Here is a 17,095-nt window from a genome sequence, read left to right as displayed (position 1 = left end):
ACTCCTTTATTCCTATGATTATTGTTAAAAGCAAAAAAGCAAGCTGGCTGGAGGTAAAGCAAATTTTTTAATTAGTAGTAAATAAATCATATTCATGTAATTAATTATACCAAATTTATACTCCTAGTAATCAAAATTATTAAAATGCTAATCTGTCATATTCCAACATTTTCACTAACAGCTTTTTGATAAATAAATTGATTTAGTCGTCATTAAATCCTGGGTTGCAAATCTTTACCTGGTTTAATATTGTGGCATCGTATATGATTTATCTGAAATAACTATTTCTGCATCTGTAACCGCGTCAATACAATTCTTTAAAGAACATCAATTCTCAATATCTTCTTTTGCAAAAAAATCTTCTTTCTCTTCATAACTAGGATTAAAATTGCTTCAAATAAATTTGATCAATAATATGACCGGATGTCTTATGCAAAATTAGATCTGCACGCCGCTTAGTTGGAGCTATATATTCTCGTAGATTAACCAGATTAACCATCTGCCAAGTATCCTGTGCTAACTTTATGGCATCTTCACGTGGTCCATTAGCCATTTCATAATAAAAATTATCTGGATTATTTTTATTTAATTCCAATACACGGACAAACCGTTGCATAAACCATTCTTCAATTAAATCCTCTTGCGCATCGACATAAATTGAAAAATCAAAAAAATCACTAGTAACAATTTGACCATTAGTTGGCAATTGCAGAGTATTAATCCCCTCGATAATTAAAATATCAGGCCTTTTCACATGACCATATTTTCCAGGAATAATATCACTTAATTCTTGCGAATACAGAGGATAAGCAATGTTTTTTTTGCCTCCAAGAACATCTTGTAAAAAATCACGCAATAAGCTCATATTATAACTTTCTGGAAAGCCTTTACGATCAAACAACTGTCGCCTTTTTAATTCTTGGTTGGGATAAATAAAGCCATCTGTCGTCATCAAATGAACTTGCAACATAGGATATGTCCGACTTAATAAAACCTGTAAAAGTCTTGCCGTAGTTGATTTACCAACGGCGACTGAGCCAGAAATTCCAATAATAAATGGTGCCGGTGTTACATTTCGCATTAAAAATTCTTGCTTTCTTTGCTGCAAAGCTTGTTTTTCTTTATATACGAGATGAATATATTTAATTAACGTACCATAAATTTGTCTTACATCGGTCAAATTAATCACATCACCTAGTGATTTCAGTTTTATCAATTCTTGTGGAGTAACATTAACTTGCTTACTAGAAGCAGTTAAGCTTGCCCATTCATCTCGATTAAATTGTAAATAATTCTTCATTCAAGATCATTCCTTTTAATTCTCTATATTTCTAAATGAAATAAAAACTCGCACAAGAATTGTACGAGTTGGTTCTTTTATAAATCATAGTACATCATAACATGTTCAAGACCCGCTTCGGTAAACACCTTGCCACGAACCTTATAACCCAAGTTGTCATAGAAAGGTTTAGCCTGAATTTGAGCATGACAATAAATTTTGTGGACCCCTCTTTGTCTCAAATATTGATGAACTTGCTCTAGCATTTGCGAGCCTAAATGTTGTCCCCGCATATTATAAGCTACTGCGACTCTGCCCAACATCCATTTACCATTTTCTTCAAAGAGACGACATACAGCATCCGCTTGAGTTTGCTTTTGATTCAAACGGAAAACATGAATTGCAGTTATATCTTGATCATCTAATTCAGGCTCAGTAATTTTTTGTTCAGTAACAAAGGTATCGATACGCAAACGAGCAAGACAAAAAACCTCACATCCAGTCATTTGATTAATCTTTTTAAATGAAAAACTTTCTAACTCTGTCATGTTTCCTACCTACTTTTCATCATATGTGGCACTCTTTACGTCAAGTAATGGACTCTTCTCTCCTGTATATATTAAATCCAACTTGTACATCGCACGCGATGTAATTGTATAGACCAATTGAGTTTCGTCAATTCGGTGATAATTGGCTTTTGACGCATCCCACATAATCACAGCATCAAATTCAAGTCCTTTGGCCAAATATGATGGAATAATCAGGCTGCCATTAACTAATCGCTGGTTTGCCGAAGCAATCAAAACAGCCTTAACTTTTGCTTCTTTCAACTTCTGGGCAACTAATTTTGCACTAGCCAAATCTTTTGTAATAATCGCTGTTGTCAACTTTTGCTGGTTGTTGTTTTGTAGTATTTGTTCCAATACTGTAAATGTGACAGAGTCGTTTTCACACTTCCAAATAACAGGTTTAGGGCCTTGACGATCAAATGATTCAACTTTTTCACCTTGTCGTAAAATTTGCTTAGTGAAATCTGTTAATTGCTTAGTAGAGCGGTAGGACTTGGTTAGTTGAACCACATCAGTTTTTTCTGGGTCAAATAACCCACTAATCTGTTTAAGTAAGCTTTTACTTTCATCTTTAGTAAAAATTGCTTGGTTCAGATCTCCCAACATAGTAAATTTTGCTCGGGGGAAATTATACTTAAGATAACAAAGTTGAAATGGTGTATAGTCTTGAATTTCATCGATAAAAGCATAGCGCATTTCATAATTTACCTGTCTACCAGTAATTAAATCATAAAGGTAAAGATAGGCCGAAACATCATTCATGCGTATAAAATGGTGCATAAAATTATCCTTAGTTTGCTCAACATGTTGGGCCCACTCTTGATCGCTAATCTTCCATTTACTTAAGTCCGTCATTTTGGGAACTGCTCGCAAAAAGTTGAGGTATTGCATACGCATATTCACAAAACTATTACGGCGAATTTGTTGAAAGACTCTACCTAAAGCTTTAATTACTATTTTTCGACTTAAAAATTTTTCTTCCTTTTTTTCAGATTCAAACTCTTGGTCAGGACGATCATATAATTCATTTAACTGCTCCTGGTTTAGATTCTGAATTTCATCGGCAACCCAAGCTTTTCTTGACTCAGACGTTATCTTTCGATTAAGTAATTTGATTAGTTCTTCACGGGTTGCATCTATCCGATTACTCAAATTATAATTGGTATTAAACGAGTAATATAAATCACTAATCTTTTCTTTATTAAAAAATGGTTTCTTTTTATTGCGGAAATAAATATTTTTAAAGACTACGCCTCGTTCATTAAGATGTTTAGCATAGCGATTAATGAGCTTAAAGAAACTTGTTGAGTCTTTAAAATTACTAATAGTTGAATCAGCAGTCTTATCTTCAAACTGATCAAACAGATTTTCAACACGCATCCCTGGCAACCTGCGAGCCACAAACTGCCAATATGTCATTTGAACCATATTTTGCTCACCCATTTCGGGTAGAACGTTTTTGATATAATCGTTAAAAAGCTGATTGGGACTAAACATAATAACATCACTGCTCGTCAAATTACCACGATAGCGATATAACAGGTAGGCAATACGTTGTAAAATTGCTGAAGTTTTACCTGAACCGGCTGCCCCTTGAACAAACAGCAGATCTGCACTCGTATTTCGAATTATCTTATTTTGTTCATGTTGGATGGTCGTTACAATTGTTTTCATCTGTGTACTAGATTTTTCATTAAGAACTTCCAGTAGCATTTGATCGCCAATAGATTCATTGGTATCAAACATGTTGATGATTTGACCATTTTCAATCATAAATTGCCGTTTCTTAGTCATCTGAACGGATATTTCCCCTTCAGGAGATTGATATGAAACATTGCCTAACTTACCATCATAATAAATTGAAGAAATTGGCGCCCTCCAATCATATATTAAAAAGTGATTATTTTTATCAGCAAACGAACCCAGACCAATATAAATCGTTTCTGGCTTTTCGGTACCCTCTTTAAAGTCAACCCGTGCAAAATAAGGCTTCTTCTCTAATTTCTGTACCGTATTCAATTGTCTAGCAGCATGTTGCCATGCATTCTCACGTTCATCAAGTAATTGTTGCTGCTGGTGAATCGATAGCGCCGTTTCCATTGAAGTTGAATAACCATCATAATCCAATTTCACGTCATCAAAGAAATGCGAGTTTAGATCCTTAGCCTCTCCCTCAGCAGACTTAATTGACGAAGATAACTCTCTTTCCTTCTCACTTAACATTTTTATAATTTGATTGAGATGTTTTTGTTCAAATTGTTTATCATCCATCGCTTTTGTCACCTATTTTTTCAAAACTTGGATACTATTTTAACATGAAATTGAATTAATATATAATTTCAACTTCAATCGTGTCTAATGATTAACTCCTAATGCATATTTAATTATTATTGCCTTATTAATTGCATCCATTTAGCAATTATCTATTAATTTTTCTGAAAAAATTACTAATTTTAATTTATATTACTAATTTTAATTTATAATATAGAAGATGGAGTTGAACTAAACACATGAATAAATTTTATCATTTTTTTACCAAATTATTGTGCACATTAATTATAGTTGGAACCATTGGTTACCTTGCACCAATCAGCGACAATAATTTTAATCAAGTAGTCTATGCAAAAAAGACTAAAAAGAGTAATAAAAGTAAAATACCTGCTACAGTAGGTTGGCGATGGAAATCCGCTAAAGCTTTTGTTTATATTGACCTAAATGACAATCAAGATTTAATATCCGCTACAAATGATGCAATTAATGCCTGGAATAATACGGGAGCTTTTGACTTTATCAAAACCGAAAATAAGAAAAAGGCAAATATTGTAATTGAACAAGTTTACAGTCCCAACACTAATTATGCTGGTTACACCACATTTCATTACTATACTAAAACCGGAATTTTATACTCGGCTGTAACCAGACTAAATATCTTCTACTTACAGAATTTTTCTATCTATGATTACAGTCGTCAAAGAGTAGTTAATACAGTTGAACACGAATTAGGTCATGCAATTGGTCTTAAACACAATAACGGCAAATCTGTCATGTATCCCGTAGGCTCGCTTTACCCAATTGAACCGAACGATATTTCAACTGTTAGAAAACTCTATCACAAATAGTTATACTTAATAAGACTGGGGGAGAATTGATGATGAAGAGAATTTATATTGTACGCCATGGACAAACTTATATTAACCGTTATAACAAAATGCAAGGATGGTGTGATACTCCCTTAACCAAAAAGGGGATTTCAGAAGCTGAGCAAGCTGGAGAAGCCCTAAAAGATGTACCATTTGATATCGCTTTATCTAGTGATCTAAAACGTGCCAGTGATACGTGCGACAATATTATTAAACACAATATTAATCATGATGAAATCCAGCATCTTGCAACACCCCTTTTTAGGGAACAATTTTACGGTTACTTTGAAGGAATGGATACAGACATGGCTTGGCAAATGATTGGTGGACCTCACGGGTATCATAATCATTATGATATTTTTAAAAACGAATCGATTGACACCATCAAGGATTGGATTAAAGAGGCTGATCCCTTTCACGAAGCAGAAAATGCTAAAGAATATTGGACAAGACTTGATCAAGGCTTTAAACTAATCCATCAGCTTGATGGTGCAGAAAATATTCTGTTGGTTACCCATGGCTTTACAATTCGCAGTATTGCTGCTCGCTTTGGTGGTTATGACATAAGTGTCGGGCCACGCAACGCGTCAATTACCATTATGAATATGAATGATCAAGAACAAAAAATAGTTTCGTATAATAATATGGAAATATAATTATACTTAAAAAGTATACAAAAAGTCGTTCGCTTTATAACCAGCGAACGGCTTTTTTATGTAGATTTACGGTTTTAACCACCAAAATATACTCGTTGAACCTCAGAATTAGCTAATAATTCTGAGCCTGTTCCAGTTAATTGCACTTTCCCCGTAGCCAAGACATAACCACGATCTGCAATTGCTAAAGCTTGTTTAGCATTTTGTTCAATTAATAAGATTGTTGTACCGCGATCGTTCAATTCCTTGATAATTGCAAATATTTCCTGAATAAAGAGTGGCGATAATCCCATCGAAGGTTCATCTAGCAAAAGTAATTTAGGTTTAATCATTAATGCTCGACCAATTGCGAGCATTTGTTGCTCACCACCTGAGAGAGTAGCTGCATCCTGATTACGTCTTTTTTTCAAAATAGGGAATCTGTCAAAAACCTCTTCATAACTTTTCTTTGCCTCATCATGATTATTTTGTAAAAAAGCTCCTAATTGTAGATTTTCCATTACCGTCATCCCCGCAAAAATATGCCGACCTTCAGCTACTTGGGAAATACCAGCTCCAACAATTTGCGAAGCTTTTTGACGAACCAGATTTTCATTTTGATAAATAATTTGACCACTTTTTGGTTTAAGTAATCCTGAAATTGTCTTCACAATCGTAGTTTTACCAGCTCCATTAGCTCCAATTAGTGTAACAATCTCACCTTCATTAATTTCAAAACTAACTCCCTTAACTGCTTGAATCACACCATAATTGACAACTAGATCTTTTACTTCCAGCATAACCATCTAATTTACACCCTCTCCCAAATAAGCTTCAATTACTTTGGGATTTGACTTAATTTCATCTGGCTTTCCCGTTGCCAAAAGCTGGCCCTGATCCAACACATAAATTCGAGTTGCAAGTTTCATTACCAACGACATATCATGTTCAATCAACAAGACCGTAATTCCAAACTCTTTTTGAATATATTTAATCAAATCGGTCAAATCTGCTGTTTCTTCTGGATTCATCCCTGCGGCTGGTTCATCTAAGAAAAGAATCTTAGGCTCGGTTGCTAGTGCACGGACTATTTCCAACCGTCGTTGTGTGCCATAAGGCAGGTTCTTAGCCAAAGTTGTTTTATGATCAGTTAGTTCAAAAATATCTAATAGTCGCTCTGCAGATTCTTTCATCTTGCGCTCCGTTAGATAAAAGTCTGGTAGGCGTAAGACCGTTGTCAAAAATCCTTCCTGATATCTACTTGTCATTGCAGTTAATACATTATCTATCACTGTTAAATTTTTAAATAATCTAATATTTTGAAATGTTCGTGAAAGACCTAAATTAGCAATCTGTGTTGCATTTTTATGAGTCAAATCATAATTTTTTGTTTCTGTTTGTAACTTGATACTACCACTAGTAACAGGAATCATTCCGGTCAATAAGTTAAATAAAGTAGTTTTACCAGCACCATTAGGACCTATCAACGCAACCAATTCTTGTTGATCCAAATACAGCGAAACGTCTTTGACAGCAACCAAGCCACCAAAATTGCGTACGACATGATCAACCTGCAATAAATGTTTCATATCTTACTCTCTTTCTTTTTTTACAAAGCGCTGCATTAAATTTTTTAAAGATAATTCCCAGTTACCTAACAGACCGGATGGCTTGAAGAGCATAATCATAATAAGCGCAATTGCGTAAATAACCATTCTTAGTGATCCAAAATTTTGTAAAACTGTATCCAGAATGCCCAGAACTGAAGCAGCTAAGAAAGTACCAGTAATGCTACCAACACCACCTAAAACCACAATAACTAAAATGGAAATTGACTCCATTATTCCAAAATTGGCTGGAGAAATTGTTTGTAGATATGAGGCCTGCAAACTTCCTGCAATAGCAGCTGTTGCGCCCCCAAAAACAAATGCAGCCACTTTCCATTTAGTCGTATTGATTCCCATCGCCTCAGCTGCAAGTTCATCTTCACGCACAGCCTTAATTGCCCGTCCATCGCGAGAACGAACAAAATTTAAGATAACAATTGTAGTTAAACATACCATTATGTAAACTGTTGGCCATGAGCACAACTGAGGAATATTAAACATTCCTGCTGACCCACCAGTAATTTTCAAATTATTAATTATATTACGGATTATTTCAGCCACACCCAGTGTCGCAATAGCTAGATAGTCACCTTTAAGCCTAATAAAAGTGGCCGTTCCAACAATCAATGCAATCATACCTGCTATAAGCATTCCTGCTATCATTGAAACAATAAAGCCAAATTCATTTGTCCAATATTGTGTAATTATTGCAGTCACGTATGCACCAATTGCCATAAATCCCGCATGACCTAAAGAAAATTGACCGCTAAAACCTATAATTAAATTAAGACCTGTCGCTAAAATAATATTGATCCCAATCATTACCAGCATATTTTCAATAAAATTATCAATCATACCTGTCATAATTAATGTATTAATTAAGTAAAAACCAGCAATCATTAGTAAAAGCCACGATAAAATATATTTCCAATTTGCTCTCATACTGCCACCTAAACCTTTTCCTTGATATTTTTACCAAAAATACCTGCTGGGAAAAAGAGTAAAATTATAATTAAAATTAAGTAAACAACTGCATCTTTATATGCAGATAATCCAACTGATTGAAAGAATGTCTCTAAAATTCCTATCAAAAATCCTCCAAGTGATGCACCAGGAACGGAACCAATACCGCCTAAAACTGCGGCAACAAAAGCCTTAATTCCCGGCGTCATTCCCATCAACGGATCAATTGAGTTATAGTACATTCCAATTAAAATTCCCGCTGCACCTGCTAATGCTGATCCAAGTGCAAAAGTAAAAGAGATTGTATGATTAACATTAATCCCGACCAATTCAGCTGCCTCTGGATCAACTGACACGGCGCGCATTGCTCGGCCCATACTAGTTTTTTTAATAACTATTTGCAATAAAATCATTAAACTTAAAGAAGTTACCAAAATCAAAATTTGAATATTAGAAATTAAAACCCCACCTACGTTGTAATTAACTTGTTCAATTACCTGAGGAAAACTACGAGCATTCGAACCAACAAAGTAAGACATACCGTTTTCGAGTAAGAATGAAACCCCAATTGCTGTAATCAAGACCGTGATTCTCGGTGATTTACGCAGTGGTCGATAAGCCAAATACTCAATAATTACTCCTAACAGTGCGCCAAAGATCATCGCTGAAAATAAAGCCATAATAAAGTTGAAATGCAAGGTATTAATTACGAAATAAGCACAAAATGCTCCCAACATGTAAATATCACCATGTGCAAAGTTAATTAACTTAATAATGCCATAAACCATACTATATCCAAGAGCTAGTAGGGCATAAATTGACCCTAGTGACAAAGCATTGATGATTTGCTGTAAAAATATTTGCAAAGCTATTCGCTCCTTTAATAATTGTTTTATTCAACACTAAATGAATTACTTACTTTTCCATTAGTCATCTCTTCAATCGCAATTGGCATTTCTGGATCATGTGTTTTATTTACGGTGATTTGACCAGTAACTCCGTCAAAATCCTTAATCTTAGCTAATCCAGCTGCTATTTTAGTTGAATCATCTGACTTTTCATTTTCAATTGCGGTTTTAATCATGTAAACAGAATCATAGGCTAAAGCTGAAAAAGTTGGTGCTTCTACATTGTAGTGATTCTTGAATTCAGTCATAAATTTCTTTGCTGTCGCATTTTTAGCAGCAACTCTAGTCGAAAACGGTGTAGTATAGTAAATATTTGTTGCATATTTATCTCCCGCAATTTGAGCTAGCTTAGGATCAGCCATGCCATCACTACCAATAATTGGAGTCTTAATTCCTATTTGGCGTGCTTGCTTAATAATCAGACCCACCTCGGTGTAGTAGCCCGGAACATAGATAGCATCAATTTTCTTTGATTTAAAAGAAGTCAGCACTGCATTAAAATCTTTATCGCCTTCAGAATAAGTTTGACTGTCCACTATTCTACCCTTATAAGTCTTCCTAAATGCCTTAGCTAAACCTGTACCATAATCACTAGAATTATCAGCAAGAATCGCAACCCTTTTAGCTTTTAAGTTATTAGTTACAAACTTAGCTGCATTTTCACCTTGGAAATTGTTTTGAAAACATGCACGGAATACAAACGGTTGTACCTTGCCATTTTTCTGTAAAGTATAGCTTGGATCGGTAGCTGATGGACTAACACTAGGAACAGATGCCTTAGTAATATTGGGAATTTCAGCCGTACCGGCATTAGTGGTTGCTGGTCCTACAATTGCAGCAACTTTATCTTTAGTAGCTAACTGTGCAGCAACCGAAGCTGAAGTTGCAATTGCGGTTTTATTATCACGAATAATCAATTTAATTTTCTTTTTTTGACCATTAACATTAATACCACCAGCTTGATTGATTTCATTTGCGGCTAACTGTATTCCTTGTTTTTCCGCATTACCATAACCGGCTGCCGCTCCAGATAGCTCCATATTAACTCCAATTTTAATAATGTCTTTATCTTGATGAGTACCGTTATTATTGCTAGTCTTAGCAACACTACAGCCCGCCATTAAAAAGGCTGCTGCCCCTGCTGTAATAAGATTTAGTACTCTTTTATTAATTCTACCCATTATTAATCTCCTTTTATAACATCTAATAATTAAAAAACCTCATTCATTGAAATGAATGAGGCTTATATCACTTAAAAGTTAAGCCCCATTCATTAAACGCAAACAAGGGCTTAACCAAATTACTTTTTCAGTAATTATTCATAGTCAAGTCCTGAATGGCAACAACAAGGCAATTAAACGGCAGGTTGGATTGATTTTAATATTTTTTTGTTGTTTTATATTTTTAGACATTATTAAAAATTCCTCCCACAAATTTAATTTAACGCTTATAATTATAAACATATACTTTTCGGCAGTCAAGCTTATTTTAAAATTATTTTAATTATAAATCAACAATATTTAAATAACACTACATTTAATTACAACTCAAAACAATCTTTTTATATAATTTAATCGTTAATAAATAATAAAAGACATAGAGAATAATAAAAATGGTAAATAGCAACCAAATATTATGATATGGATCTGGCAGTAAAGAACGGAAAAGTTGTAAACCAAATAGCACATCAATAATCCCCAAAATAGCTGGTAATAAGAATAAAATACCAATTTCCCAGTTAATTGATCGTTTAAGTAGACTTACTCTAGTCCCTATCTGATTAAGCATTCGATAACGGATTTTATCATCACTAGCACCATTTAAGACTTTAAACATTAAAGTTGAAGCTAGCATTGTCAAAAAGGCAATTCCTAAGAAAAAGCCCATAAATTCAAACCCACTGCTATAGTTAAGCAATAATTGATAGTTATTTGGTTTACTTGCTTCATAGATATTAGAATATTTTGGATTTTCCTTTAATTGGAGTTGTTGAATTTTCATTAAAATCGGATAGTCATGGTCAAAGTCTTTTACGTTAAGTAACGTAATCATCTTCTTTGTACCCTGTAAATTTTGCCACTTGTTTGCCGGTACTAAACGAATTATCTTTTGCAAGCCATTAATTATCATTCCGCTTAAAGCAATATTAGCATCAGTATTTGGTACATCTAGTTTTTTGGTTGGTAAATTTTCCACCTTATACATAGGCTCATCTTTTTTTAGGTAGAATTTAGTTACTTTAAGCGGCTGCCTTACAAATTCATTGCGATTAAAGTAAATGTATTTATGTGTTTCCTTATAAGCATAAGTTTGCTGATTTTGAATATTTAATTTGGCAACCTCTTTGTTAACAGCTGCCGCTTTACTAACCACAATCGTGTCATAGTAGGTACTAGTTTTAGCATGTTCCTTAACCGTATCAAAATTCAAGCCAACTGTAATTGCTCCTAAAGCCAGAGCAAAAAGCAGTGAAATTAGGGTTAAAATTCTAGTATATTCATGCAAACGAAACTTTAATTGTCCCAAAGTAAAAATGCGTATCCCACGGTAAGAAAAGCTTTCCTTTTTAATTAAGCTGGCAATAATCATGCTAAATAAAGCATTAAAAATAAAATATGAGCCACTAACAATTGTTATTAAAGCGGTGGGAATAATCTGATAAATTTTTGTTGATGACCACGTCATTACTTGATAGCCGAAAGCCAGTAAAATTAACCCGAAAACAGTTTCAACCACACGTAAAAACGGCTTTTGATTAATTTTAGTTGGTTTTTGATTTTCTTTAAGTAGATTAATAATCGGTGTTTTAGTCAGCTTATGGACATTCCAAATAGCTCCTAAAAAGAACATGATGATAAAAAAACAGAAAGTACCCAAAATAGCACTAGGTAAAATTATTTGAAAATGGTAGATTGCCAATCCGAGCCGACTAATTAATAACTTAGAAATCAATCCAGTTAAACCAAAGCCTAGTACGGTACCAAGCATAGTTGCCAAAATACCAGTAACTAATGTTTCCAAAAAGATAATCAAACCGATACGTTTTCCTTTAGCACCAAGTATCATAAACATGCCATAATCATGCTTACGCATATTTAATAAAAAAGAATTGGCATAAATTAGGTACACAAAAGTAATAATTGCCAGCAAAATTATGCCAAAAATGAAAATAAAGTTTACATAACTTGTACGTGCATATACGTCTTTAGCCAGAAAGGCAGGATTAGTAGCAATTGTCAAAAACATGTAAAAAATCATACTAGCTACAATTAGGCCCGAAAAAAGTACAAGATAATCTTTTAGCCGACTTTTAATTCCTGCTACAGATAACTTCCAAATCATAATTTTTCTCCTTATTCGGCGAGTTCCATTTGGTAAATCAAAGAATGATAAAATTCAATTCTTGACATATCATTTCTGAGTAGCTGCTTGCCAATTTTGCCATCTTTAATAAACAAAATACGACTAGCAAAACTAGCGGATATTGGGTCATGGGTCACCATTAATGTTGTAATCTGATCTTTGTGGTTTAAGTCTGCCATTGTCTCAAGTAATTCACGTGCATTCTTAGAGTCTAAAGCACCCGTTGGTTCATCGGCTAATAGAATTGCGGGGTCATGGACTAGTGCCCTAGCAGCTGCAACCCTCTGCTTTTGTCCACCTGATATTTCAACCGGATATTTGGCTAAAATTTCTACAATTCCAAGTCTTGTTGCAATCTTATTAACTAAGGGATTAATGCGGTTTGGCGTTAAACCACTAAGCGCTAGTGGTAACGCAATATTTTCACGATTAGTTAAACTTTCTAATAAATTAAAATCTTGAAAGATAAAGCCAATTTGCTTGCTACGAAAATCTGCCAACTGATTATCTTTTAAGCTACTATTGTCTTGGCCATTAATCAACACACGACCACCTGTTGGTCGATCCAAAGTAGATAGTAAGTTAAGAAGCGTTGTTTTACCAGAACCAGAGGCACCCATAATTGCTACAAATTCACCTGAATTTACAGTAAAATCAATACCTTTTAATGCTTGATACTGCTTTTCACCTCGCTTACCGTAAGTTTTTGTGACATGATCGACATGTAATATTTCCATTATTAATTACCTCCAATCTATTTATGTATTATTTATCTAATACACTACACCGCAAAATAATTTTGTCAATATTTTCATAAAAAAATAAGCCTTTCTTTGTGAAATGCTTATGCTTAATTATTCAATAGCAGTTAATTTAATCGTTGTAAAGTTTTTTTAAGTGGCGTCACAATAAGCGGAACTAAAACCGCCGTAAAAACAGCTTCAATTATTCCATTCATTCCCAAAGCAATAATCAACGCCAAAAGTAGTGGAGTACCATTAGCAAATTTACCCATATACCCCATTAATTCAGTTGATCTATTTGCAAAGAAAATACTTGTCAATAAAATCACCATCACCGTATTAGTTAAAGAAGTAACTGCTCCTGCAATTAAATATCCTAACTGCTTGACCTTGACCGCTTTTTGCTCAAATATATATCCAACCAGTCCGGGAAATAGTCCAGCCAGAATACTAGGCACAAGTGCAATTACTGGGTTACGAAAGAGCATTATGCTAACAATATCAGCTGGCTGAATATAAGCTTGAATAAAACGTAACGCTCCCCATAACAAACCAAAACACAATCCTTTCTTGGGTCCCATTAGCAGACCATACACAGCAACTGTTAATGGAACAGTTGTAATTGCGGGTAAAGTCGGCAAAATCCGGATATAACCAATATTCGGTACAAAAGTTTGTAATAAAAATATAGCAACAAATAAGGCAGTAATTGCCATGTTCCTGGTTTGTTTTTTATGCATTTGCTTCTCCTTCAATATTTAACTATTATATTGCTTAACTCATGAACTAACAATTAGTCATATCAATCTTATTATTATTTTTTTCGATACTTTCTTTAAAGTTAGTCCAACCGTGAACCATGATTAAAAAAGTGTTTAAAAGAAGTTGCCTCTTCAACAAGTTTTTCTTTGTTATCAACCTGTGATAATTTATAGCCAATAAAATAAGGTGGTGCTGCGAAGCGAGCAATTAATTTGGCACAAATTTTTTGATCTTCTCTAGGATAAAAAAACAAATTGTATGAATCACAGCGACCACCAGAAAGGACATTTAACAAATACTTAGTACCACTCTGAATCCAATCGGACCATCGTTCAAGGCCGCTTATTTTTAGCAAATTAAAGTTGAACTCAATATACCCTTGAACTGGATAAGTACTAATATTTACTTCAATATCTTTTCCATTAAAAACGGTTATACCGATGAAATTTTTTTCACAAATATATCGGTAGCCATCTTGTTTTTTTAAGCCAACGATTTGCATATGCGGATGACTTAGTGAGCCACCTGAATGTGGGCCATAATTTTTATACCAGAGAACCGATTTAAACAATTTTTGCTTATTCATTTGCTTAAAGCATTTTAAAGCAAACCGCATTAAATCACGATTATATTTTGGAGTATACGTCGTAATATCACCCACATGATTACCGGACTCAATTAAGACTGTTTGTACAGTGTCACGTAATGTTGGAAACTTATTATGCAACCAGATCATGTCACCTTCTTTTTCGTAAATATCAGTTAACTCATTTGTTTGGCAAAATGGGCAAATCAGTGCACGATTTGTTTTTCGATAAGAATTTGGCTTGCCCTGTACAATATTAATATCAAAAATTAACGGTTCTTCATCCAATATAATTTCCTCTCTAAGCATCTTTAACCTTTTGCATTTTACTAGAGCCGCAATAGATGATAAAATGGAACGGCAGTAATTGTTAGAATTATGTTATTAGTAGGTAAATTTATGCAATCAAAAAGGGACTTAAAAAAATACAATAACCGCAATAATCTATACTTAATTATTGTCGGTATCATTTTGATTTTAGCACTTATCTTCGGTGTTGTTTCATACAACAACCACGTTGCCGCACAAAAACAGGCAAGAGAATTTGCTACTACTCATTTTAACCCTAATGTAACTATTTATGGCGTCAAAGTGGGTAATCTGACGGTTAACAATGCTACTAAAAAAATTAACCAAAAAGGTAATAACATTGTCACTCTTGAAAAAGGAAAGGTTGCCATTGAACGCGACCCCAACATTAATACAATTAAGCAAGAGACGGTTACGCAATACTTTAAAAAACAACATACTGAAATGCCTAATAAACAAAACTATCAATATGACAATACCGCCTTACTTACTGCCAATAAAAAGTTGCAAACAGTCAGTGGTGCTATTGTAAACTATAGAATTGCAGGTAAAATATATAAATTAGAGGCTGCCAAGTTAATTGATCAAGCTGAATTTAAGCAGGGCAAATACATTTTTTTAAACACTGAAAGCCTAACAGCACAATTAAACAAGATTGATAAAGAAGTTTCAACAATTCATCAAAGTTATAAGTTTGCAGTTCCCGTTAAAAGAAAATTGGCAGCTCAAAAAATTACCATAAAAAACGAAAGTTATGGTTGGGGCGTTTATGTTAAAAAAGCGCAAACTGCGGTTGAACAAGCTTTCTTAAATGGAACTACAGAACTTGATGGTCAGAATTACATCTATGGACTTGGATACAGTACTTATGGTTTAGGTTACGGCAAAACTAATCATGGAATCGGCAATAATTACATTGTTATTTCATTAAAAAAGCAGGAACTCTGGATCATTCGGAATGGTAAATTAGCTGTTTATTTAACCGATATTGTCACCGGAACTAGAGATAAGAGTAAAGGAAAAGGTAACCGAACTCCAGAAGGGGTTTGGTATATTCATTATAAAGAATCCCCTGCTACTTTGCGCGGACGCAATGATGATGGTTCTAAGTACGCTTCACCAGTTAAATATTGGATGCCTTTTACACTTAGTGGTTGTGGTCTACACGATGCTGCTTGGCGTGGTGATTGGAGCAAGAGTGCATACCTACGTGGTGGCTCTCATGGCTGCATTAATATTAAACCGAGCGAAATTAATCGTGTTTGGCATAATGTGATTAAGCATGAAGCAGTTATTATTTATAATTAAGTAAGATAATAAAAAGCAGCAACGAATAATTCGTTGCTGTTTTTTTATTTAACCAATAACATAATCATAATATAAAAAGCACGTTACTGTTAGATAATTTCAACTTATTCAAATTTTATGTTGAAAATGCAATTGTATTATCATTAAAATTTAGCTAAGTTATTAGCTCTCAAATTTTGAATACTATTATTTAAGATAAGACTAACTACTAAATTTGAGGATCGTATTATGGACTAAAACAATCAAGCAATTAGCAGATGAACTGGGCATTTCTAAACAAACTACTTAAAGTCTTTACCGATAAACAAACAAGAAATTACTCGTTTGCATGATACGCTTAATCAGATCCAAAAGTTACTGAATCAATCACAACAATTATAGTTACTGGTTGAAAAAATTGATGAACTTAAACAAATTACTGACAGTACTACAACTAAAAATAAAAAGACCAACAAAATCTTAGTGGTCTAAATTATTTTAATAATACTTATAATTGACTAGTAACTTTTCTATTTACCATTTTTGTAATACAAGCGTTCAGTAATTTTTATAAGGCAATTAAGTATGACTACTGCTACTACCAGACATAATACAAATACTATAAATATAGAGACACTAGCCCAAAATGGCCATACTCTAGGACCGACTATTGTTCCGAACACTACTGCTGTAATTATGTAATAAACAGTTTCAATTATTTGTAGTGCCTTAGGCTTTTCGCGATATTTTTTATCATGTTAATCATCTCTAATTATTTAATTTAGCTTTTGCTAAAAAGTGCCCCAACCAATTTTTCAACTAATGGTAAACAGAAGACTGTTATCGCACCATATACTATTATCACTATAATGTTCGGTATTCCTTTAAAAAGCATAAATAGTTGATTCCTAAAGGTTCTAAGCAATGCTATACATGTTACAAAA

15 protein-coding genes are annotated in these 17,095 nt (G+C 33.8%); 3 read left to right on the top strand and 12 right to left on the bottom strand.

What is annotated here, in order from left to right; genetic code table 11:
• Positions 1 to 382: 382 nt before the first annotated feature.
• From coaA to helD, 3 genes are all read right to left on the bottom strand, one after another.
• Positions 383 to 1,300, bottom strand: a complete 918-nt coding sequence (gene coaA / locus F5ESL0246_RS00860; RefSeq protein WP_122017673.1) for a type I pantothenate kinase — start codon at positions 1,298 to 1,300, stop codon at positions 383 to 385.
• Between the two features lie 77 nt (positions 1,301 to 1,377).
• Complete coding sequence (locus F5ESL0246_RS00855) at positions 1,378 to 1,827, bottom strand: GNAT family N-acetyltransferase (protein ID WP_122017672.1); 450 nt, start codon at positions 1,825 to 1,827, stop codon at positions 1,378 to 1,380.
• A gap of 9 nt (positions 1,828 to 1,836) precedes the next feature.
• The gene (helD, locus tag F5ESL0246_RS00850; RefSeq protein WP_122017671.1) at positions 1,837 to 4,119 is read right to left on the bottom strand and encodes an RNA polymerase recycling motor HelD; all 2,283 of its coding nucleotides are present in this window, start codon (positions 4,117 to 4,119) and stop codon (positions 1,837 to 1,839) included.
• A 239-nt stretch (positions 4,120 to 4,358) separates the two neighbouring features.
• Here helD and F5ESL0246_RS00845 point away from each other — a divergent pair, with 239 nt between their 5' ends.
• Complete coding sequence (locus tag F5ESL0246_RS00845) at positions 4,359 to 4,967, top strand: matrixin family metalloprotease (protein ID WP_122017670.1); 609 nt, start codon at positions 4,359 to 4,361, stop codon at positions 4,965 to 4,967.
• A gap of 32 nt (positions 4,968 to 4,999) precedes the next feature.
• A complete protein-coding gene (locus F5ESL0246_RS00840; protein ID WP_122017669.1) occupies positions 5,000 to 5,644 on the top strand; it encodes a histidine phosphatase family protein in 645 nt (214 codons plus the stop codon).
• A gap of 74 nt (positions 5,645 to 5,718) precedes the next feature.
• On the opposite strand, the gene F5ESL0246_RS00835 is transcribed toward F5ESL0246_RS00840, so the two are convergent.
• The 9 genes from F5ESL0246_RS00835 to F5ESL0246_RS00795 all read right to left on the bottom strand — a co-directional run bounded on the left by F5ESL0246_RS00835 (position 5,719) and on the right by F5ESL0246_RS00795 (position 14,843).
• Positions 5,719 to 6,423: an ABC transporter ATP-binding protein gene (locus F5ESL0246_RS00835; RefSeq protein ID WP_122017754.1), complete on the bottom strand. Its 705-nt coding sequence runs from the start codon at positions 6,421 to 6,423 to the stop codon at positions 5,719 to 5,721.
• Between the two features lie 6 nt (positions 6,424 to 6,429).
• The gene (locus F5ESL0246_RS00830; RefSeq protein ID WP_122017668.1) at positions 6,430 to 7,212 is read right to left on the bottom strand and encodes an ABC transporter ATP-binding protein; all 783 of its coding nucleotides are present in this window, start codon (positions 7,210 to 7,212) and stop codon (positions 6,430 to 6,432) included.
• 3 nt (positions 7,213 to 7,215) lie between these two features.
• Positions 7,216 to 8,172, bottom strand: coding sequence for a branched-chain amino acid ABC transporter permease (locus F5ESL0246_RS00825; protein WP_122017667.1), 957 nt, complete (start codon positions 8,170 to 8,172; stop codon positions 7,216 to 7,218).
• An 8-nt stretch (positions 8,173 to 8,180) separates the two neighbouring features.
• On the bottom strand, positions 8,181 to 9,059 hold the full coding sequence (locus F5ESL0246_RS00820) for a branched-chain amino acid ABC transporter permease (protein WP_122017666.1): 879 nt from the start codon (positions 9,057 to 9,059) through the stop codon (positions 8,181 to 8,183).
• A gap of 26 nt (positions 9,060 to 9,085) precedes the next feature.
• Positions 9,086 to 10,285, bottom strand: coding sequence for an ABC transporter substrate-binding protein (locus F5ESL0246_RS00815; RefSeq protein WP_369916895.1), 1,200 nt, complete (start codon positions 10,283 to 10,285; stop codon positions 9,086 to 9,088).
• A gap of 352 nt (positions 10,286 to 10,637) precedes the next feature.
• Positions 10,638 to 12,443: an FtsX-like permease family protein gene (locus F5ESL0246_RS00810; RefSeq protein WP_122017664.1), complete on the bottom strand. Its 1,806-nt coding sequence runs from the start codon at positions 12,441 to 12,443 to the stop codon at positions 10,638 to 10,640.
• An 11-nt stretch (positions 12,444 to 12,454) separates the two neighbouring features.
• The gene (locus tag F5ESL0246_RS00805) at positions 12,455 to 13,204 is read right to left on the bottom strand and encodes an ABC transporter ATP-binding protein (protein ID WP_122017663.1); all 750 of its coding nucleotides are present in this window, start codon (positions 13,202 to 13,204) and stop codon (positions 12,455 to 12,457) included.
• 128 nt (positions 13,205 to 13,332) lie between these two features.
• On the bottom strand, positions 13,333 to 13,947 hold the full coding sequence (locus F5ESL0246_RS00800) for an ECF transporter S component (protein WP_122017662.1): 615 nt from the start codon (positions 13,945 to 13,947) through the stop codon (positions 13,333 to 13,335).
• Between the two features lie 101 nt (positions 13,948 to 14,048).
• Positions 14,049 to 14,843 (bottom strand): DUF4931 domain-containing protein, encoded by a 795-nt coding sequence (locus F5ESL0246_RS00795; protein ID WP_122017661.1) that lies wholly within the window; start codon positions 14,841 to 14,843, stop codon positions 14,049 to 14,051.
• A gap of 111 nt (positions 14,844 to 14,954) precedes the next feature.
• On the opposite strand from F5ESL0246_RS00795, the gene F5ESL0246_RS00790 reads away from it, so the two are divergent.
• Entirely contained in the window at positions 14,955 to 16,172 is a 1,218-nt protein-coding gene (locus tag F5ESL0246_RS00790; protein ID WP_122017660.1) for a L,D-transpeptidase family protein, read from the top strand.
• The last annotated feature ends 923 nt before the right edge of the window (positions 16,173 to 17,095 follow it).

The organism is Lactobacillus sp. ESL0246, assembly GCF_003692965.1.
Taxonomy (GTDB): Bacteria; Bacillota; Bacilli; order Lactobacillales; family Lactobacillaceae; genus Lactobacillus.
This window is presented reverse-complemented; position numbering and strand designations above follow the sequence as displayed.

Coding starts and splice junctions, on each gene's coding strand:
- coaA (WP_122017673.1), bottom strand. CDS start 1,300: ATGAAGAATTATTTACAATTTAATCGAGATGAATGGGCAAGCTTAACT.
- F5ESL0246_RS00855 (WP_122017672.1), bottom strand. CDS start 1,827: ATGACAGAGTTAGAAAGTTTTTCATTTAAAAAGATTAATCAAATGACT.
- helD (WP_122017671.1), bottom strand. CDS start 4,119: ATGGATGATAAACAATTTGAACAAAAACATCTCAATCAAATTATAAAA.
- F5ESL0246_RS00845 (WP_122017670.1), top strand. CDS start 4,359: ATGAATAAATTTTATCATTTTTTTACCAAATTATTGTGCACATTAATT.
- F5ESL0246_RS00840 (WP_122017669.1), top strand. CDS start 5,000: ATGAAGAGAATTTATATTGTACGCCATGGACAAACTTATATTAACCGT.
- F5ESL0246_RS00835 (WP_122017754.1), bottom strand. CDS start 6,423: ATGCTGGAAGTAAAAGATCTAGTTGTCAATTATGGTGTGATTCAAGCA.
- F5ESL0246_RS00830 (WP_122017668.1), bottom strand. CDS start 7,212: ATGAAACATTTATTGCAGGTTGATCATGTCGTACGCAATTTTGGTGGC.
- F5ESL0246_RS00825 (WP_122017667.1), bottom strand. CDS start 8,172: ATGAGAGCAAATTGGAAATATATTTTATCGTGGCTTTTACTAATGATT.
- F5ESL0246_RS00810 (WP_122017664.1), bottom strand. CDS start 12,443: ATGATTTGGAAGTTATCTGTAGCAGGAATTAAAAGTCGGCTAAAAGAT.
- F5ESL0246_RS00800 (WP_122017662.1), bottom strand. CDS start 13,947: ATGCATAAAAAACAAACCAGGAACATGGCAATTACTGCCTTATTTGTT.
- F5ESL0246_RS00790 (WP_122017660.1), top strand. CDS start 14,955: ATGCAATCAAAAAGGGACTTAAAAAAATACAATAACCGCAATAATCTA.